We start from the raw sequence: 16,884 nt of genomic DNA on the forward strand, positions 1-16,884 counted from the left end.
AAGCTCCGATAAAAATCATTAAATACGAAGAAAATATTAAAAATATTTTTGAGAGTATTTAGATTTTTCTGAGGAGTTGCGTTCAAAAGCCGGATTACACAAAGTGCTTGAATGTGCGTTTATCCCCGAAAAATAATGATAACCATTCAAAAATAGCTTCTCATATTTTTGAAATGGGGAGAATTATTTTCGAGGGGATGCTCATGAAAGCCGAATTACACAAAGTGCTTGAGGTTGCGGTTAACTTCCGAGCAATAAGCGCAGGACGACGAAAATATTACAAATATTTTTGAGAGGCCTGACATATTGCTGAGGAAGTTGCAACCGAAAGCCGGATTACACAAAGTGCTTGAGAGATTGCAACTCTGAAAAATAAGACAGATTGCAAAAAAAGAAGCTGAGTCCCCTCAACTTCTTCTACCTAGTTTCTCTTCTATCTCCGCTGCTACTTCTTCAATCGAACGTTTGTCGGTTGAAATCAGTTGTGCTCCAACTTTTTCAAAGACTTCATGTGCATAGCGCAACTCTTGTTCAATTCGCTCCAAATTAGCGTAGCTACTATCTTCATTCAAACCTAAATAATCTAACCGAGCTTTACGCACTTCCAAAATGGATTCTGGATTACCTACCAAACCAAATATTTTTTCTTTAGGCACATTGAATAATTGCTCTGGCAACGCGACTTCCGGGATCAACGGTAAGTTCGCGACTTTATATGATTTAACGGCTAAATACATACTCAGTGGTGTTTTAGCTGAACGTGACACTCCTAAAATTAAAATATCTGCTTTTTCAAACCCATTGGGATCTTTTCCATCGTCATATTTCTCAGCAAATTCAATAGCTGTCACACTCGATAATTGACGTTCAGGGAGTGTATAAATAGCACCAGGCTCTTCTTTTGAGACTATCCCTGTTTGACTAGTAATTAATTGTGTAAGTGGCGACATTAAATCCACAAAACCAAGACCTGTTCGTTTAGCAAAAGCATGTGCACATGATAATAGTTCTTGGTTAACCAATGTGGCAACAACAATTGCTTTACTCTTGAGCGCCCCTCTTAACACAAACTTCAAATCATCTTCGTGGGTAACAAAAGCAAAACGTCTCACTTCTAACTCGAGTTCTTGATAAAACTGCGCCTCAACTGCCGAAACAATTTTTTGGGCAGATTCGCCAACTGAATCCGAAATAATATAAACCAATACTTTTTTCATGACAAACACCCCTTGCATTCATTCTTAGCAATTATTATACCTAAGTGATTAGCATTTGACTCTAAACTTGCTTATCTTCCTGTTCGTATGACAACAAATCCCCTGGCTGACAATCCAATGCTTCACAAATTTTTTCTAACGTTGAAAAGCGAATCGCTTTTGCTTTTCCGTTTTGTAAAATAGATAAGTTATCCGGGGTAATACCAATTTTTTCTGCTAGTTCACTAGATGATACATGATATTTTGTCATGAGATCGTTCAGGTTTATTTTAATCATTTTTAATTTCTCCTAACTATATCGTTAAATCATGTTCCTCTTGAAGTGCAACGCCTTTTTTAAAAAGCAAATAAAAAATAAATAGTAGACACGGCTCCATAATAAACTCTATCCACTCAGACATTTTACTATTCATATCACTATAGGCTTCAAAATATTGATATAATAACTGATCTGCACAAAAATTAAACACCATAATAGTCAATGAAGAGAGAATAGACAAAATCAAAATACTTTTAAACCTCTTCACATTGATTTGAGTAAATAATCTCCCTTGTAGTGTTGAATGGATAGCCAGTCGAATATTATGGATGGTCATAATAATTAAAGGAAGTAAAATCACTAGCTCAATTGTAGTCAGTCGATTATACGCCGCAACAGGAAACTCTGCAATTTGTTCGGGCGTAATGGACCAACCATACTTATAGCTGTAAAGCGTCTTGATAAATGAGGCGTCTAACACCATACTGTTAGCCGGTCGAATAAAACCATAAAACAACTCACATACAACTAACACGAGCAATATGATAAGTAACCATTTTATTCCGATTAATAGTTTATCCACAATTTTTAAACTAACTTCTTTCATCCAGTTGTTCCTCTTTCTTTTTGGTTACGTGATTAATGTGTTGCTAACATCATCACCGTTGCTAAGGTATTCCCTATAAAATGAATAAACATAGAACAACGCAAGTCTTTTGTACACATATACGTTGCACCTAATACCCATCCTGAACTAGCATAGACTAGCAACGCCGGGGTGAACGACGCTTCATGCAATAACCCAAAAACAAGCCCCGAAAAAAAGACGGCTAAAACATTCATGTAGTTATTTTTCACATTAAAAAAATAATTAAAGAAAAAACCTCTAAAAATATATTCTTCTGTAATGGGTGCAAACACACAGGTCATTAAGGAAATCGTAAGAGGAATGGCTCTAAAACTTTCTTCAATTAATTGTTGATTCTCAGGTGAATCATTCATTGGAAACAATCCCTGAATAACATAATCTAAAACAAAATAAGCAACCAACATAACCAGTGTCACTATTATTTTTTTCTTTTTGCTTACAACAGATTGGCCAAACTGATTGGGGTTATGCTGCTCTAGCTGTTTGCGATAACGAATAACAAAAAATAATGCCACTAAAATCGTCATAACAACCATCGCTTGAAACGCTTGATAATCCGTCATAACTGCTGGGAAATCTACATCTCCCTCAGCCAAAATAATTGGAATTTCAGCTATCGTCATGACAATAAAGAACAAGCCTATAAAGAAAACACTTTTAATATAATGAAGAATCCCATATCCTATCTGCTTAACGCTCATTACTAACACTCCTTTAAAAAACGGACTTTAAATTACCGTAATCTTACTTTGATTTCTAATAATTGTCAATTTCAATTACCGAAAAACAATAGCGATTTTCCTATTGGATTCTTCTATACAATGAAAAAAGCTATAGAAATACGCTCAACTAATAGCGATTCTATAGCTAGTTGTGATAGATAATCTTTATTCAGTTACAGCTTCTTCAGCGTCAATTTCTTCTTCAACACGTGCTTCGCTTACTGAAGCAATTTGGTCTTCCAAATCACCTAATAAGTCAAATTCACCTTTAATGGCTAAATCACTCAACACGATACTTTGACCAATTTCTAAATTAGAAACATCAACTTCAATCGTATCTGGTAATTTATCTGGCATTGCAGAAACACGAACAGTAAATAAGTCTTGTGTTAACACGCCACCTTTTTTAACGCCTTCAGGTGTCCCTACTAATACAATTTCAGCTTCAACTTCTTGCGCTTCTTTCATATCAACAGCTAAAAATTCAATATGATAAATCGTTTGCGTAAAGGTATCTTTTTGAACACCACGGATTAGCGTTGGTATTTTTTTACCATCAATTTCTAAATAGTAAACGGCATTAATACCATTGTCTCGTACTAATTTAATGAAGTCTTTACCATCAACACTTATCGCTTCACTCTCCATCATCTTACCATAAACAACAGCTGGAATAGCGCCTTCCAAACGAATACTTCTTTTAATCGAACGTGGACGTAAAGCTCTTTCTTCAACTTTTAATAATGCTTCCATAACTATTCCTCCATTCGGTGCTTAAACACCTTTTTATAAACATTCCTACATCATTAATGGTACGACAAGCGCCTTCAATAGTCAAATAATACCCCTTTTGCATACAATTTACGTACAATCTTGACGGGTTAAACTTTCAATCATCCGGTGATTAAAGTAGAATAGACAGTATAAAACAACTCAAGGGGGACAATATGAGGACCTTATTGCCATTCGTCAAACAATATAAAAAAGAACTTATTCTCGGACCTTTTTTCAAATTATTAGAAGCCGTTTCTGAATTACTATTACCTCTTTTCATGGCTAAATTAATTGACCAAGGGATTCGATCAAACAACTTAACTGAGGTGTACCACTATGCCTTTATCATGCTCATAATGACACTAGCCGGCCTAGCCTGTGTGATGATTTGTCAATACTACGCATCTGTTGCTTCACAAGGATTCGGAACAGAGCTACGCGAAGCACTCTACAAAAAAATCAATCAATTCTCCTATAAACAACTCGACGACTACGGTGCTGACACCTTAGTCACTCGAATGACTAATGACATTAACCAACTTCAAAATGCGTTAGCCATGCTCATTCGACTTGTTATTAGAGCACCCTTTTTAAGTATTGGTTCTGTTATTATGGCTTTTTACATTCATCCAAAAACAGCTCTGATTTTCTTAGTCACGTTACCTATTTTCTTCCTCCTACTACTTGTATTAATGAAGAAAACTATTCCTTTATATAAAAAAGCCCAAGCAAAAACCGATGAGCTTAACCGTACGCTACAAGAAAATTTAATGGGTATTCGTGTCATCAGAGCTTTTGCTCAACAAAGCAATCAAACCAAACGTGTCGCTACTAATAGTGATGAACTTGCGGCTACAAGTTTATCTGCCATTAAAATTTCAACCCTTCTTAACCCACTAACAACCTTCATTATGAACATTGCCATTCTATTGTTACTTTATTTTAGTGGCAAAGAAGTCAATATTGGGAATTTACAACAAGGAGAAGTTGTCGCATTAGTCAATTATTTAATGCAAATGTTATTAGCCTTAATCGTTGTGTCTAATCTGGTCGTAATTTTTACCAAGGCCGCTACATCAGCTAATCGCGTGACGGATATCCTAGATTTACCAATTGAAGAAGAACTTGGTAAAAGGACACATGAGACGATCATCGACACACATCAACCAGTTGTATTATCAGTAGATCAGCTATCCTTTCAATATCCTAATCAGAATGGTTGGACGTTAACGGATATCACATTCAAAGCTAACGTAAATCAAACACTTGGGATTATCGGTGCAACCGGTAGTGGGAAATCTAGTTTGGTGCAATTATTACCTCGCTTTTATGAGTGGCAAAAAGGACACATTCACTTGTTTAATCAAGACATCACTTCACTTAATTTAGACACCCTAAGACACCCTATCCGACTAGTCCCTCAAAAAAGTAGTCTCTTATCCGGAACGATTCGTAGCAATCTTTTGTTTGGAAAAAATGACGCCACGGAACAAGACATGTGGGAAGCGTTAAATATAGCCCAGGCTAAAGAATTCGTTGAACAATTACCTGAACAACTAGACGCCCCTGTCAGTGAAAAAGGCGATAATTTCTCAGGTGGACAAAAACAACGACTTGCTATCGCACGAGGTTTGATTGCCAAACCTGCTCTTTTAATACTCGATGATTCGTTAAGTGCTTTGGACTATAAAACAGACTTGCAATTACGCCAAGCCTTGAAACAACAATTACCAAACACGACACTTATCATTATTTCACAACGTGTTCATTCGATTAAACAAGCCGATCATATTCTTGTAATGGATAACGGTCAGATAGTTGGACAAGGTAATCATCAGACACTACTGAACGACTGTGCAACTTACCAAGCGATTGTGGCCTCACAAGAACAGACAAAGGAGGAAGCGTCTTATGAATAATGCAACCTCTCAACAGTTTCTTACTTATTTGAAACCTTACAGGAAACATCTCATGGCCACATTACTACTTGGAATAATTGGCGGTGGTGCGTCTGTCTGGATGACTTATTTAACAGGACATGCGATTGATCAAATGATTGGCGTTGATCAGGTCTATTTTTCTCAGCTTTATCCTATCATGCTCTATTTTGCACTTGCTGTCTTACTCGCTACTATTACTCAGTGGTTAGTTCAGCGATTAGCTAACTATATCAGTTATCAAGTCGTTGCTTCTTTGAGAAAAGAAACATTTGATAAATTAAATCATTTGCCGATTAATTATTTTGATACTCAGTCAATTGGGGATATTACAAGTCGGTTTACTAATGACTTAGACTTAGTGGCAGATGCATTAAGTGCCATTTTTACAAATATTTTCTCAGGAATGACGATTGTCATTATTTCACTAATTACCATGTTCAATCTTAATATTCCTCTAACTCTTGTTATCTTACTTGCAACACCTTTTATGTTTGCTACCACTTGGATAATTGCACAAAAAAGCCAACAACGCTTTACCGAACAACAACAACTAGTCGGTACTATCTCTAACTACGTAACAGAACATGTGACCAATCAAAAAGTGATTAAAGCTTATCAATATGAAGAACAGGTACAAGCTAGCTTTAATGAAAAGAATCAACGACTTAATGTGATTGGACAAAAAGCTCAATTTGCTTCTTCTCTAACTAATCCTTTATCACGCTTCATTGATCACTTATCATATATTGCTTTAGGATTAGTGGGTGGTTACTTTATTTTGAACGGATCAGAACAATTGACGGTTGGTTTATTAAGTAGTTTTATCATTTACTCGTCTCAGTTCACTAAGCCTTTCATTGAACTTTCAGGTATTACCCCTCAAGTTCAATCAGCACTTGCGGGACTAAGTCGCGTCTTTCAAGTAGTGAACCAAACCGAAGAGCCTGATGATTCACAACTACCTAATGTACCAACGAAAATAAATGGCGCCATTTCATTTGAACAAGTCTATTTTTCTTATCAACCCGAGCGACCATTGATTGAAGCCTTTGATTTAGAGGTCGCTCCTGGGGAAACAATTGCCATTGTTGGGCAAACAGGGGCTGGCAAATCGACATTAGTTAATTTGTTAATGCGCTTTTATGAACCACAACAAGGTAGTATTCAATTAGACGGCGTACCTATTAACACGTACCAACGTGATAGCTTACGTCAATCATTTGGAATGGTCCTTCAAGATACTTGGCTGTTTGACGGCACAATTCGTGATAACTTGCTTTTAGGACAACCTCAAGCTAGTGAAGAAGAAATTCAACACGTACTTAAAGAAGCAAAAATAGATCGATTCATCTCATTACTACCGCAACAATTAGACACGGTGATAGGCCATCACGGTATTAGTATGTCAGAAGGGCAACGACAACTACTAACCATTGCGCGAACTATGTTAGCCAACAAACCTATGCTCATCCTAGACGAAGCTACAAGCTCGGTTGATTCATTGACCGAACAAGCCATCCAAGAAGCCTTCTTAAAATTAATGAAGGGGAAAACATGTTTTGTCATCGCTCATCGCTTAGCAACTATTAAAGAAGCTGATCGTATTCTCGTCATGCATCAAGGTAGCGTAGTAGAAATCGGTACACATGATGAACTATTAGCCATTGATAACGGCTACTACCAACAGCTATACAATGCTCAATTTGTGGAGGAAGCTTAATGACGTCAACAACCATAAATCTAAGAAAAATAACCCACAATGATCATTCTTTTATCAAAAAGTTATTAACAAATCCCAACTTAATGATGACTGGTTGGGGCAAAATATTTACCGAAGATGATGTTCATCTGTGGATAAATAAGATATTAACAGGTTATCAACAAGACGGTTTTAGTTACTTTTTAGTCAGCTCTGCTATATCAGAACCTATCGGAATAGCAGGATTGATTAGTACCACAATCCAAGGACAAGATTATGTTGAAGTCGCCTATATTATTGATGAACCTTTTCAAGGAAAAGGAATAGCGACAATCGTAGTTAAACAATTAATTACTGAAGCTTTTACTACATATAACTTGTCCGAATTAGCGATTCAATGTGCTCTTCATCATACCGCTTCTCAACGAGTTGCCCAAAAATGTGGTGCCCGATTTGCCTTTAATTATGAAAGATCACAGCATGACCAGCTTGTTCCCTATCACGTCTATCTAATTCATCCTGTAAAATTAAAAAGATGATTCGAAATATTATGTTTCGAACCATCTTTTTTCAAATATTTTATAAACTTGCTTTCCATGCTTCAAAATTTTCTCTTAAACGTAAAGGTAAAGAGGTATTGGTTAAATCACTTGCTTTACCAAAGGCAATTTCACCAGCTATTTGACCTACTTCAACTGCATCAATATATTCTGGGCTTTGATAGATAGGATGACGTGTGCGGGTATTTATTGGGCCTAAGTTAATGTCATTGACTCTGACACCACGTTCATCTTCAACTGAGAACACTTGGCGTAGCATTAATTCCGCAGCATTTGCAACTGAAATTGGGCCAGAATGTGGCACAGGTCTTACAGATGAAAGCCCCACAATCATAGAATAACTACCACCTGGTTCAATGGCAGGAATGAATGTTTTACCCACGATGAAGTGAGTCGTTAAACTACTATTAATTAAATAGTCCCAATGATCTAAAGATAAATCGACTAATTTGTCACCTTGCCACCAGCCAAATAATGAAGACACCATGCCATCAATTTTGCCAAAGGTTGCAATAATTTCATCTCTCACACGAACCGCATCCGCTTCGTCTGAGATATTCCCTTCAATAAATACGACTTTCTCATTATTAGGCGCAATATACTCACGAGCTCGTTCTACTTTTTTAATATTTCTAGTAGGAATAACTACGGTTGCTCCATTTTGAGCAAACCATTTCGCAATTCCTTCACCAACGCCACCGGTACCACCTGCTACTACAACTACTTTTCCTTCATACATGTCAATTTCCCCCTCTATTAAGCCTCTCTAGATAAAATAATTTTTCCTGGTTGACGATTTTCTTCAATCATCTGGTGTGCTTCTTTAGCACCCTCAAGAGTAAATGGTAAAACATAGCCATTTTTAATCGTCAAACCATATTGTTGATAAAAACTAAATAGTGCTGGCATCGCAATACTATTAGTCATTTCAGCCGTTCTTGATAAAAAGACTCTTTTCACATCTGGTCGTAAACTTGGGTCTGGTAATGTCGTCATCCCCATATAAGTAGCATGTTGTTTAGCCAAAGTTAACGCAGTTTTTTCTCCGCGATTAAACAATGACGCATCAATGACAAAATCTGCTTGTCCCGCATATTTAGCCACTTGTTCGCTATCTGAATAATCAATAAAGATATCCGCACCTAAACCTAACACGTAGGCACGATTTCTTTCACTTGCTGCTGCGATGATTGTCACATCAAAAGCTTTCAATAATTGGACTAAGTAACTTCCCACACTACCAGAAGCACCAATGACCGCTATTGTTTGATTCGGTTGAATATCATAAAAACCACCATGTAAGCCCCAATAAGCCGTCGAAGCAGTCCCAGAAAAACCAGCGGCTTCATCTAAAGACATGCCTTCTGGAATTTTAAAGACATTTTGGTGACTTAATGCAACATATTCTGCATAACCACCACGACCGGGTTTCCCAATCACTTTATCCCCAATAGCTAAACCTTCAACTGGTTGTTTCATTGCCACAACCTCACCTTGTACTTCGCTACCTGGAATCCAAAAATGATCCAATGGACGACCACCACTCATGGCACCACTACGAAACATCGTATCAACAGGATTAATTCCCGCACGTTCAATCTTAATTATCACATCATGTAAATCACTCATCGCTACCTTGACCAATCGTTCTTCCAATACCTCGACACTTCCATAATGGTCAAAACCAATTGCGTTACCTTCTATATTAGTCATGATTATTTCCTCCTGCTAATTCATTCTGTTGTTCTAACAACTTACTTAATGTAAGTGTACACCTAATGAGTGTTTTTTACAAAAAATATGCTTTTTTTAGTACAACTACTTGTCAAACGATCTTAGTTATTATCAAGTCAGAATGAATATGTTATGATAAGAAAATGAGTTTTCATTATATTTTTCAGTAAATTTAGGAGGTTTACATGTATCATTATTTAAATAAAGAAGATTGGATTGGTAATTGGAAGAATAATCTATTCGCTGGATTAGTATCTGCCGTTGCTATCTTACCTGAAGTCATTGGTTTTTCTATTCTAGCAGGCGTTCATCCGTTTACATCTTTGTTTGCTTCTGCTGTCACTTTACTTGTCATTACACTAACAGGTGGACGTCCGGCTATGGTATCTGCCGCTGCAGGTTCAATGGCACTAGTCATGGCACCGCTTATTAAAGAGCATGGCATTCAATACATGATTGCCGCAACACTTCTTACCGGTCTTTTGCAATTAATTCTTGGGTATCTCAATATCCACAAATTAATTCAATTTATTCCCAAAACCGTCATGTACGGTTTCGTCAATGCCTTAGCGATTCTTATTTTTATGTCACAAGTCCAACAATTACCTGGTCGAAATATGGCCACGTACATCATGGTTGCTCTTACCGTTGGCTTAATGTTTCTTATTCCAAGAATCACAACTGCCGTGCCACCTGCTCTAATTATTATTATCTTAATGACAGTTGCTTCGTTTATCTTTAAAGGAGACTTGCAACTAGTTGGAGACTTAGGCGACATGAGTGCCACTGCACCATCACTTGCTTTACCCGGCGTGCCACTGACATTGGAAACATTTTTAATAATCACTCCACCTGCAATTGCCTTGACGTTAGTTGGCTTAACAGAATCACTTTTAACAATCCCTATTGTGGATAAAATGACTGATTCACCTAGCCAGCCTAAACAAGAAGTTAAAGCACAAGGCTTAGCCAATATCTTAGTCGGATTATTCGGTGGACCTGCAGGATGTGCAATGATTGGACAAGCTGTCATTAATGTCAAATCTGGTGGACGTAGCCGCTTATCAACCTTTGTCGCAGGTTCTACCTTATTAATATTCTTATTTGTCCTAAAAAATCTGATGGTTGAAATACCAACGGCCGCACTCATCGGCATTATGATGGTCGTAGCCTATGATACCTTTGATTTTGAGAGCCTAAAACTTATCACAGACAAACGTTGGGCTGAACTAGCCATTTTGATTTTAACCGTCGCTATCATCGTGTACACACACAATTTAGCACTCGGTATGATTATTGGTGTTATTCTATGTGTGCTAGCCTATAAACTAAAACTTAAAACCTTAACATTTGAAACAAACGAGCAAACACATACCATTAAAGGCCCACTATTCTTCGCCTCTCGAAGTGATTTAACCAATTACATCGACCAGTTACCTTTAACTAACAACACAACGATTGATTTAAGCGAGCTAATCATTTTGGACGATGCTTCAAACAAAACCGTTGAAAGACTCTCAAAAAAAATGAAACAAGACGCAGTAAGTATCATTACACACTCTTCCAAATAATAATAAAAAACCATTCTCATATGAGAATGGTTTTTTATTTATCCACATAGCTGTGGGTATTTAACTATTTACACGACAATTGACGATAGCGATCATACCATAGTTCGACATAACTTTGTGAGAAAGGACCTTTTTCATTGTTGATCCAATCCACCAGAATTTTGACATTTTCTTTAAGAATAAAGTCAATTTCTGGTGGGTAATTCATTTGTTTACGATGCTCTTCATACTCGTCAACGTCTAATAAGCGCTTCTCTCCATCTGGAAACACCTTAATGTCTAAGTCGTAATCAATGTACTTCAAGGCCTCTTTATCTAAAACATAAGGAGACGCTAAATTACAATAATACGACACGCCATTCTCTCTAATCATGGCGATAACATTAAACCAAAACTTCTCATGGAAATAAACAATTGCTGGTTCACGAGTGACCCAACGTCTGCCATCAGATTCGGTGACAAGTGTATGATCGTTCACACCGATTAATGAATGCTCGCTTGTCTTTAGTACCATGGTATCACGCCATGTTCTATGTAAATTACCGTCGTGTTTGTAGCTTTGAATGGTTATGTATTCTCCTTCTTTAGGAACACTCATCATTTCGCCCCTACTTTCTCCATTAAATGGTTAGGGTGTGCATTTACACCGGTATCGTAAATATTATATCATACCTTTTAGTCATACCGTAAAATAATTCTAATAGAATATCATTTTATCTTCAAAAAAACATTCATTCTTCATCAAATACGACGAAAAATGAATGTTTACCTAAAAATCAATTATTCAGCTACTGTCACGTCACCAGAAACTGATGCGCCTTCCATTGCTAAATCAGCTGATTCTTTATATTCTGCTTTAGAGAATGTAATATTTCCTTCAACGTTTGCACCGTTTAACACAAAACCGTTAGCGTTCACTTCGATGTCGCCTTTAACTGTTCCGTTCACAATATTGAAGTTTTCTGAGTTGATTACCATTTTTGGTGCTGTTAAGGTGAACTCACCTGTGACAGTATGGTTATCATCTTGTGTATATAAAGCTAATTTACGGTAGATATCTGAAGCTTCGTCACCTTTATTATGGAACTCGCCATCAACTACTAAATCTGATTCAAACGTTAAGTCTTTAGTTGCTGCTACAATCCAGTTACCATCAGCTGATAAAGCTTTCGCAATAACTTCTGGTGAGTCACTGATTGATGCTGATGTGACAACTTCTGCTTCACTTGATACCGCTGTTGAAACAGTCGTAGATTCTGAATTTTTTTCTTGATCTGATGTGCATCCAGCTAAAAAGCCACCTGCTAACATTAATGATGCTGTAAGTGTTACTAATTTGATTGATTTCATTATAATAGTCACTCCATTCTTTTTGATTACATTGTCATCATACCAAATTGTGAAATATAATTCAAACTTTTTAAGATAATTTGTTATTTTTACCACTTTAATCCCCTATTAATGTACACAAAACTCAACTTATAGCTAACAACCCCCTTCACAAAAAAACACATTGAACGGCTGTTTATTTCACAAAAACAGCTATTCAATGTGTTTTTTAAAACCTATTTTCTCAATTAATATAGGGTTATTCTCAATTAATATAGTTGGCTTTCTTTAGTAATTGATTCATCTTTTCTTGTGGTTTCGGTACCGCAAGTTCTTTAAACGTCTCAGGAGTTATCCACACGTGTTTGTCTGTCTCTTCAGCGATTAATGACTGATTTTTACGACCGTACGCAATTAACACATGCCATTTTAGATGACTAAATACATGCGTTATCTCGCCAACAGGTTGCTTTTGCCAGACAGCTTCTGGATACTCTCTTTGTAGCGTCTTCAACAAGCTATCCGTTTCACTTGCAAGTACGCCTTCAGCTGTTCCTTGCCATTCCTGATGATAGCGCTCGTAGTCTTCTTTTGATACTTCTATCAGCGGGAATGTCCACAGATTGGCTAATAACCCTTCACTTGGACGTTGTATCATCTCGAACTGCCCTTGATTATTTTCCTTTGCTAATGCTAGATAATACTTGTGGGTAACTTTTATTTTCTTGAGTTTCACAGGATAATTCTCTTGTGTACCTTGTTGATAAGTCAAACAGAATGACTGTAATGGACATGCCTCACACTTAGGCTTAGTTGGTGTACAAATACTTGAACCTAAATCCATTGTCGCTTGATTCATATCACCCGGGCGAATAGGATCTATCACATGACGAACCACAGCATCAAAGTATTTCAACGTCGATGGCTTGGCAATGTCTTCACCGATGCCAAATAATCGACTAAAGACACGCATCACGTTCCCATCCACAGCAGGTGCTGGCTCTTTGAACGAAATACTTGCAATCGCCCCAGCTGTATAAGGGCCAATCCCTTTTAACTGTTTCAATCCTTCAGACGTTGTGGGAAACTGACCGCCGAATTCTGAGACGACTTGTTTGGCAGCAACTTGCATATTACGCACACGCGAATAATAGCCTAAGCCTTCCCAAGCCTTCAACAACTTATCTTCCGGTGCCTCGGCTAAATCTTGAACTGTTGGGAACCACTCCATGAAGCGTTGATAATAGGGAATTACCGTTGCCACTTGCGTTTGCTGTAGCATAATCTCTGAAACCCACACACTGTATGGCTCTTGATTCACTCGCCATGGTAACAGACGCTTCTCTTCATCATACCATGTCAAAAACGCCGAGCGAAATGCCGCAACTTTTGCCGGTGTCCAAGTCTTCGTATATTGTTCTATCTCTTCATTAAATTTAATCTGTTGTTTATTCATCTTCTAGCTCTTTCGTAACGATAAATTGTTTAATCAGGTCGTAATCAAATCCTTTACGCATTAGGCCCTGCATCGTTTTTTGTTTACGATCAAATGGTTCAAAACGAGCATTCTTACGCCATAATTTATCGCCTTCTTTATTTAGTAAGACTTCTTCTTGATCGACATCTTTCTCAAGTGTAATCTGGGCAAGTACAGATCGGCTAATTTCTTGGCTGAAGCCTTTGGTCATTAAGGTTTGTTGTAATTTTTGTTGTTGCGTTTGAAAAGTTTTATTTTGGTTTTTGCGAATGGTTTTTTCGGCTAATTTGCTTGCGACTTCTTCTTGCTTGCTCACTGTGTATAACATCAGCGCCGCATCGGCTACTTCTGGCTTAATCCCTTTTTGGCGTAGTTTTTGTTTCAAGACAGTTGGGCCTTTATCACTCAAACGCATTTGTGTCCGGACAAAACTCTCCGCATACATCTGATCATCGACCAACTTGACCTCTTGCAAGCGTTCAATGATGGCTGAGATATCCTGCGAATTAATTTCTTTTTCCTTCAAGTAATCACGAACTTCTTTTTCAGTTCGCAACTGATAACTTAAATAGTTCAAACTCATTTGATACCCTAAGTCTTGTTGCCCTGCTTGCTTAATCTCCTCCACAAGCTCTGGAGAAATCTCTTGGTTTTTCAACAGGCGATAACGTACGAGAATATCTTCCGAGACTAAAAGTGATTCACCTGTGGATAAGCTAATCGTATAACCCGGTCCTTTTTCTTTTAGGACATTTTTTACCGTAATCATCTTCACACCTTCTTTACAAAAAAACTAGAGGACATCACGATGCCCTCTTGCTTTTATTCATTCTATTATAACACAAGATACATTCCTAACAGTTCAAAAATCTCTTTTCTTTGCACGTCCTTATTACGTTTACAAATCATATCTGCCACGAATTCACAGAGCATTTGCTCTTTAAACGCTCGACAATCCATTTTAATAAACGCAATATTTGACATGCGAAAGCGGTGAAGGAACTGACGATTCAAAATAAATAATTGCTCTTGAAACTTATTATAAAGCACATCATCATCATAAAATAATGACATCATAAGCTGAAGATAATAAGAATAAATAGATAAGTTATACACAATACGTTCTTCAACATAGCGCACCTGTACAGGAATAATGAACTTCAAGTCTTGGTTAATAATAATGAGGCTCGTCGATTGATTAGCTACCAAACGACACGAGACGACTTTAGATGAAGGCTTCAAATTAATCCACGCGGACATGCCATCGTGCATCGTCTTGAATTGTCCCATTACCACATTATTCGTAATAATAGGTAAACTTCGATTACTTCCACCGATTGCATGCGCACAATAAGCAACTACGCGCTTATTCGTCAATAAACTCTGAACCTGAGCGCGCTCCTTCAATTCACTAATTGGCTCATGAATCAAGTGACAGTTACCATCGTTTTCAATGACTAAATAACAATTTTCCCCTTCAAATAAACATTCTAACAGCAACATTGTTTCAGGTTTAATCTTGTAAGAAATATCATGACTCGTCACTTCTTTGAGTAACGCTGTCAATTTCTCTTTAGATACTAATAACCAACCTAAGTCTTGTACGTGTTCATTTCCTTTCATGTTAGCGCCTCCTAAAATAATCTGATCTGCAACAAATTAACCTCAAAGCATTTAACATTTAATGTTCATTTTTTACAAACAGTTTAACATATTTCTATCTAAAAGTGAGCGTTTTCATGGTTTTTTCGTTGTTTTGTCACACTTTCTTCGATTTATGTTTTCGCACAAACTATGACGAGATTTTATACTAGCCATACAACCGGTTGAATCACGCATAAAGGAATGTTGACAAATGAATACACACCTAACAGAGTATTTTGACCACTACGAACCGATGATTTACGGTGTCTTGAAATCACTAACGATTCACCGCTATCACCCACACTATGAAGATCTCGTCCAAACCTCTCGCCTCTTATTGTGGGAATTACTCGTACAGACCGATGACTTACCGCAAACAGAGCAAGAACGTTACCAATTAGGTGGCTATCTCTACCAACGCATTCGTTGGCGCATAATTGACTTATTAAGACGAGATAATCAATACGCTGGCCATGTAGATATCTACAATCCTATCGAAGAGATGACGGAAGTGACGGATTTACCTAGCCGTCCAGAGATTCCCTCTGTTGAATATCTCTTAACTCATGAATGGCAACAATTACCACCACATTTACGAACTTACTTGATTGCCACCGTTGATTACCAACTAACCATTACCGAAATCGCTAAAAACCTTAACGTCTCAAGACAAACACTCTATACGTGGCGCAAACAATTACAACAACATTTAAATAATTGGCAAACCACTTGACACATTTCTCTACTCAAACGTTCTTATAAATGTAAGCAGACGTCGCTTAACAAAAACAACCACGAAAGGAAGATGAATCATGAAAAAATGGGAAAGTTCTACGTTAGATGTTTACTTTGATGTTGAAGGAGAGGAAAAATCACAAAAAGTCAGCTTCAAAAACTTAATCGAATCACCAACCGAAGAAGACATCATTACCTTTGGCCAAACAATGGCAAAATTATCACCTGAACAACAGACCTTAAATTCAAGTGTCATTATCTCAAAAAGCCGTGTTATCGGTTAAAAAGAAAGGAAGATAAACCATGAAAAAATTAAGAATGAACTTTACAAACGCTGAGGAAACAATCTCTACCCTAACATACGCTAATTGTCATCAAAACTTAACAGCCGAAGAAATCCAAGAAGCCATGGCGACCATTGCTGAACTAAAATTAATTAGTAAAGGCGGCATCTTACAATACGAAATCCCTCAAAGCGCTAATTACATCGAAACAACTGTCACTGAAATTTTTTAATCCCCGCTAAGAAGCGCTGTGAGATCATCGCAGCGCTTTTCTTTCATCTTAAAGGAGA

At 37.3% G+C, this 16,884-nt stretch carries 19 protein-coding genes; 7 read left to right on the top strand and 12 right to left on the bottom strand.

Going from position 1 to position 16,884, the window contains the following annotated elements; all coding sequences use genetic code 11:
• Positions 1-407: 407 nt before the first annotated feature.
• The 5 genes from E4Z98_RS07830 to E4Z98_RS07850 all read right to left on the bottom strand — a co-directional run bounded on the left by E4Z98_RS07830 (position 408) and on the right by E4Z98_RS07850 (position 3,600).
• Positions 408-1,217 carry a pyruvate, water dikinase regulatory protein gene (locus E4Z98_RS07830; RefSeq protein WP_135253391.1) on the bottom strand — a complete coding sequence of 270 codons (810 nt, stop codon included), beginning with the start codon at positions 1,215-1,217 and terminating at the stop codon, positions 408-410.
• Positions 1,218-1,278: 61 nt separating this feature from the next.
• On the bottom strand, positions 1,279-1,494 hold the full coding sequence (locus tag E4Z98_RS07835; RefSeq protein WP_135253390.1) for a helix-turn-helix domain-containing protein: 216 nt from the start codon (positions 1,492-1,494) through the stop codon (positions 1,279-1,281).
• Positions 1,495-1,510: 16 nt separating this feature from the next.
• The gene (locus tag E4Z98_RS07840; RefSeq protein ID WP_135253389.1) at positions 1,511-2,083 is read right to left on the bottom strand and encodes a hypothetical protein; all 573 of its coding nucleotides are present in this window, start codon (positions 2,081-2,083) and stop codon (positions 1,511-1,513) included.
• Positions 2,084-2,115: 32 nt separating this feature from the next.
• Positions 2,116-2,826: a CPBP family intramembrane glutamic endopeptidase gene (locus E4Z98_RS07845; protein ID WP_135253388.1), complete on the bottom strand. Its 711-nt coding sequence runs from the start codon at positions 2,824-2,826 to the stop codon at positions 2,116-2,118.
• 186 nt (positions 2,827-3,012) lie between these two features.
• Positions 3,013-3,600: a 50S ribosomal protein L25/general stress protein Ctc gene (locus E4Z98_RS07850; protein ID WP_135253387.1), complete on the bottom strand. Its 588-nt coding sequence runs from the start codon at positions 3,598-3,600 to the stop codon at positions 3,013-3,015.
• Positions 3,601-3,794: 194 nt separating this feature from the next.
• Here E4Z98_RS07850 and E4Z98_RS07855 point away from each other — a divergent pair, with 194 nt between their 5' ends.
• The 3 genes from E4Z98_RS07855 to E4Z98_RS07865 are packed head-to-tail and all read left to right on the top strand — an operon-like array spanning position 3,795 to position 7,799.
• The gene (locus E4Z98_RS07855) at positions 3,795-5,540 is read left to right on the top strand and encodes an ABC transporter ATP-binding protein (protein ID WP_135253386.1); all 1,746 of its coding nucleotides are present in this window, start codon (positions 3,795-3,797) and stop codon (positions 5,538-5,540) included.
• Positions 5,533-7,281 (top strand): ABC transporter ATP-binding protein, encoded by a 1,749-nt coding sequence (locus E4Z98_RS07860; protein ID WP_135253385.1) that lies wholly within the window; start codon positions 5,533-5,535, stop codon positions 7,279-7,281. The genes E4Z98_RS07855 and E4Z98_RS07860 overlap by 8 nt, the downstream gene beginning before the upstream one ends.
• Entirely contained in the window at positions 7,281-7,799 is a 519-nt protein-coding gene (locus E4Z98_RS07865) for a GNAT family N-acetyltransferase (RefSeq protein ID WP_135253384.1), read from the top strand. The genes E4Z98_RS07860 and E4Z98_RS07865 overlap by 1 nt, the downstream gene beginning before the upstream one ends.
• Positions 7,800-7,839: 40 nt before the next feature.
• Here the strand turns inward: E4Z98_RS07865 and E4Z98_RS07870 are convergent, their stop codons facing one another.
• Together E4Z98_RS07870 and E4Z98_RS07875 are read right to left on the bottom strand one after the other, a co-directional pair.
• On the bottom strand, positions 7,840-8,559 hold the full coding sequence (locus tag E4Z98_RS07870) for an SDR family NAD(P)-dependent oxidoreductase (RefSeq protein ID WP_135253383.1): 720 nt from the start codon (positions 8,557-8,559) through the stop codon (positions 7,840-7,842).
• A gap of 17 nt (positions 8,560-8,576) precedes the next feature.
• Entirely contained in the window at positions 8,577-9,533 is a 957-nt protein-coding gene (locus tag E4Z98_RS07875; protein ID WP_135253382.1) for an NADP-dependent oxidoreductase, read from the bottom strand.
• A 206-nt stretch (positions 9,534-9,739) separates the two neighbouring features.
• Between E4Z98_RS07875 and E4Z98_RS07880 the strand changes: the two genes are divergently transcribed.
• Positions 9,740-11,125: a SulP family inorganic anion transporter gene (locus E4Z98_RS07880; protein WP_135253381.1), complete on the top strand. Its 1,386-nt coding sequence runs from the start codon at positions 9,740-9,742 to the stop codon at positions 11,123-11,125.
• A gap of 64 nt (positions 11,126-11,189) precedes the next feature.
• Here the strand turns inward: E4Z98_RS07880 and ntdP are convergent, their stop codons facing one another.
• From ntdP to E4Z98_RS07905, 5 genes are all read right to left on the bottom strand, one after another.
• On the bottom strand, positions 11,190-11,723 hold the full coding sequence (gene ntdP / locus E4Z98_RS07885; protein ID WP_135253380.1) for a nucleoside tri-diphosphate phosphatase: 534 nt from the start codon (positions 11,721-11,723) through the stop codon (positions 11,190-11,192).
• 182 nt (positions 11,724-11,905) lie between these two features.
• Positions 11,906-12,475, bottom strand: a complete 570-nt coding sequence (locus E4Z98_RS07890) for a bactofilin family protein (RefSeq protein ID WP_135253379.1) — start codon at positions 12,473-12,475, stop codon at positions 11,906-11,908.
• Positions 12,476-12,719: 244 nt separating this feature from the next.
• Positions 12,720-13,910, bottom strand: coding sequence for an A/G-specific adenine glycosylase (mutY, locus tag E4Z98_RS07895; protein WP_135253378.1), 1,191 nt, complete (start codon positions 13,908-13,910; stop codon positions 12,720-12,722).
• The gene (recX, locus tag E4Z98_RS07900; RefSeq protein WP_135253377.1) at positions 13,903-14,700 is read right to left on the bottom strand and encodes a recombination regulator RecX; all 798 of its coding nucleotides are present in this window, start codon (positions 14,698-14,700) and stop codon (positions 13,903-13,905) included. The genes mutY and recX overlap by 8 nt, the downstream gene beginning before the upstream one ends.
• A 65-nt stretch (positions 14,701-14,765) precedes the next feature.
• On the bottom strand, positions 14,766-15,554 hold the full coding sequence (locus tag E4Z98_RS07905) for a hypothetical protein (protein WP_135253376.1): 789 nt from the start codon (positions 15,552-15,554) through the stop codon (positions 14,766-14,768).
• Positions 15,555-15,786: 232 nt separating this feature from the next.
• On the opposite strand from E4Z98_RS07905, the gene E4Z98_RS07910 reads away from it, so the two are divergent.
• The 3 genes from E4Z98_RS07910 to E4Z98_RS07920 all read left to right on the top strand — a co-directional run bounded on the left by E4Z98_RS07910 (position 15,787) and on the right by E4Z98_RS07920 (position 16,826).
• On the top strand, positions 15,787-16,308 hold the full coding sequence (locus tag E4Z98_RS07910) for a sigma-70 family RNA polymerase sigma factor (protein WP_135253375.1): 522 nt from the start codon (positions 15,787-15,789) through the stop codon (positions 16,306-16,308).
• A 79-nt stretch (positions 16,309-16,387) separates the two neighbouring features.
• Positions 16,388-16,594, top strand: coding sequence for a DUF1659 domain-containing protein (locus E4Z98_RS07915; protein WP_135253374.1), 207 nt, complete (start codon positions 16,388-16,390; stop codon positions 16,592-16,594).
• A 19-nt stretch (positions 16,595-16,613) separates the two neighbouring features.
• A complete protein-coding gene (locus E4Z98_RS07920; RefSeq protein ID WP_135253373.1) occupies positions 16,614-16,826 on the top strand; it encodes a DUF2922 domain-containing protein in 213 nt (70 codons plus the stop codon).
• The last annotated feature ends 58 nt before the right edge of the window (positions 16,827-16,884 follow it).

Origin of the sequence: Vagococcus xieshaowenii (genome assembly GCF_004792515.1) — a bacterium.
Taxonomy (GTDB): Bacteria; Bacillota; Bacilli; order Lactobacillales; family Vagococcaceae; genus Vagococcus_A; species Vagococcus_A xieshaowenii.

What these genes read in the sequence shown, in the direction of transcription:
- E4Z98_RS07830 (WP_135253391.1), bottom strand. Translation starts at nt 1,217, where the DNA reads ATGAAAAAAGTATTGGTTTATATTATTTCGGATTCAGTTGGCGAATCT.
- E4Z98_RS07835 (WP_135253390.1), bottom strand. Translation starts at nt 1,494, where the DNA reads ATGATTAAAATAAACCTGAACGATCTCATGACAAAATATCATGTATCA.
- E4Z98_RS07840 (WP_135253389.1), bottom strand. Translation starts at nt 2,083, where the DNA reads ATGAAAGAAGTTAGTTTAAAAATTGTGGATAAACTATTAATCGGAATA.
- E4Z98_RS07845 (WP_135253388.1), bottom strand. Translation starts at nt 2,826, where the DNA reads ATGAGCGTTAAGCAGATAGGATATGGGATTCTTCATTATATTAAAAGT.
- E4Z98_RS07850 (WP_135253387.1), bottom strand. Translation starts at nt 3,600, where the DNA reads ATGGAAGCATTATTAAAAGTTGAAGAAAGAGCTTTACGTCCACGTTCG.
- E4Z98_RS07855 (WP_135253386.1), top strand. Translation starts at nt 3,795, where the DNA reads ATGAGGACCTTATTGCCATTCGTCAAACAATATAAAAAAGAACTTATT.
- E4Z98_RS07860 (WP_135253385.1), top strand. Translation starts at nt 5,533, where the DNA reads ATGAATAATGCAACCTCTCAACAGTTTCTTACTTATTTGAAACCTTAC.
- E4Z98_RS07865 (WP_135253384.1), top strand. Translation starts at nt 7,281, where the DNA reads ATGACGTCAACAACCATAAATCTAAGAAAAATAACCCACAATGATCAT.
- E4Z98_RS07870 (WP_135253383.1), bottom strand. Translation starts at nt 8,559, where the DNA reads ATGTATGAAGGAAAAGTAGTTGTAGTAGCAGGTGGTACCGGTGGCGTT.
- E4Z98_RS07875 (WP_135253382.1), bottom strand. Translation starts at nt 9,533, where the DNA reads ATGACTAATATAGAAGGTAACGCAATTGGTTTTGACCATTATGGAAGT.
- E4Z98_RS07880 (WP_135253381.1), top strand. Translation starts at nt 9,740, where the DNA reads ATGTATCATTATTTAAATAAAGAAGATTGGATTGGTAATTGGAAGAAT.
- ntdP (WP_135253380.1), bottom strand. Translation starts at nt 11,723, where the DNA reads ATGAGTGTTCCTAAAGAAGGAGAATACATAACCATTCAAAGCTACAAA.
- E4Z98_RS07890 (WP_135253379.1), bottom strand. Translation starts at nt 12,475, where the DNA reads ATGAAATCAATCAAATTAGTAACACTTACAGCATCATTAATGTTAGCA.
- mutY (WP_135253378.1), bottom strand. Translation starts at nt 13,910, where the DNA reads ATGAATAAACAACAGATTAAATTTAATGAAGAGATAGAACAATATACG.
- recX (WP_135253377.1), bottom strand. Translation starts at nt 14,700, where the DNA reads ATGATTACGGTAAAAAATGTCCTAAAAGAAAAAGGACCGGGTTATACG.
- E4Z98_RS07905 (WP_135253376.1), bottom strand. Translation starts at nt 15,554, where the DNA reads ATGAAAGGAAATGAACACGTACAAGACTTAGGTTGGTTATTAGTATCT.
- E4Z98_RS07910 (WP_135253375.1), top strand. Translation starts at nt 15,787, where the DNA reads ATGAATACACACCTAACAGAGTATTTTGACCACTACGAACCGATGATT.
- E4Z98_RS07915 (WP_135253374.1), top strand. Translation starts at nt 16,388, where the DNA reads ATGAAAAAATGGGAAAGTTCTACGTTAGATGTTTACTTTGATGTTGAA.
- E4Z98_RS07920 (WP_135253373.1), top strand. Translation starts at nt 16,614, where the DNA reads ATGAAAAAATTAAGAATGAACTTTACAAACGCTGAGGAAACAATCTCT.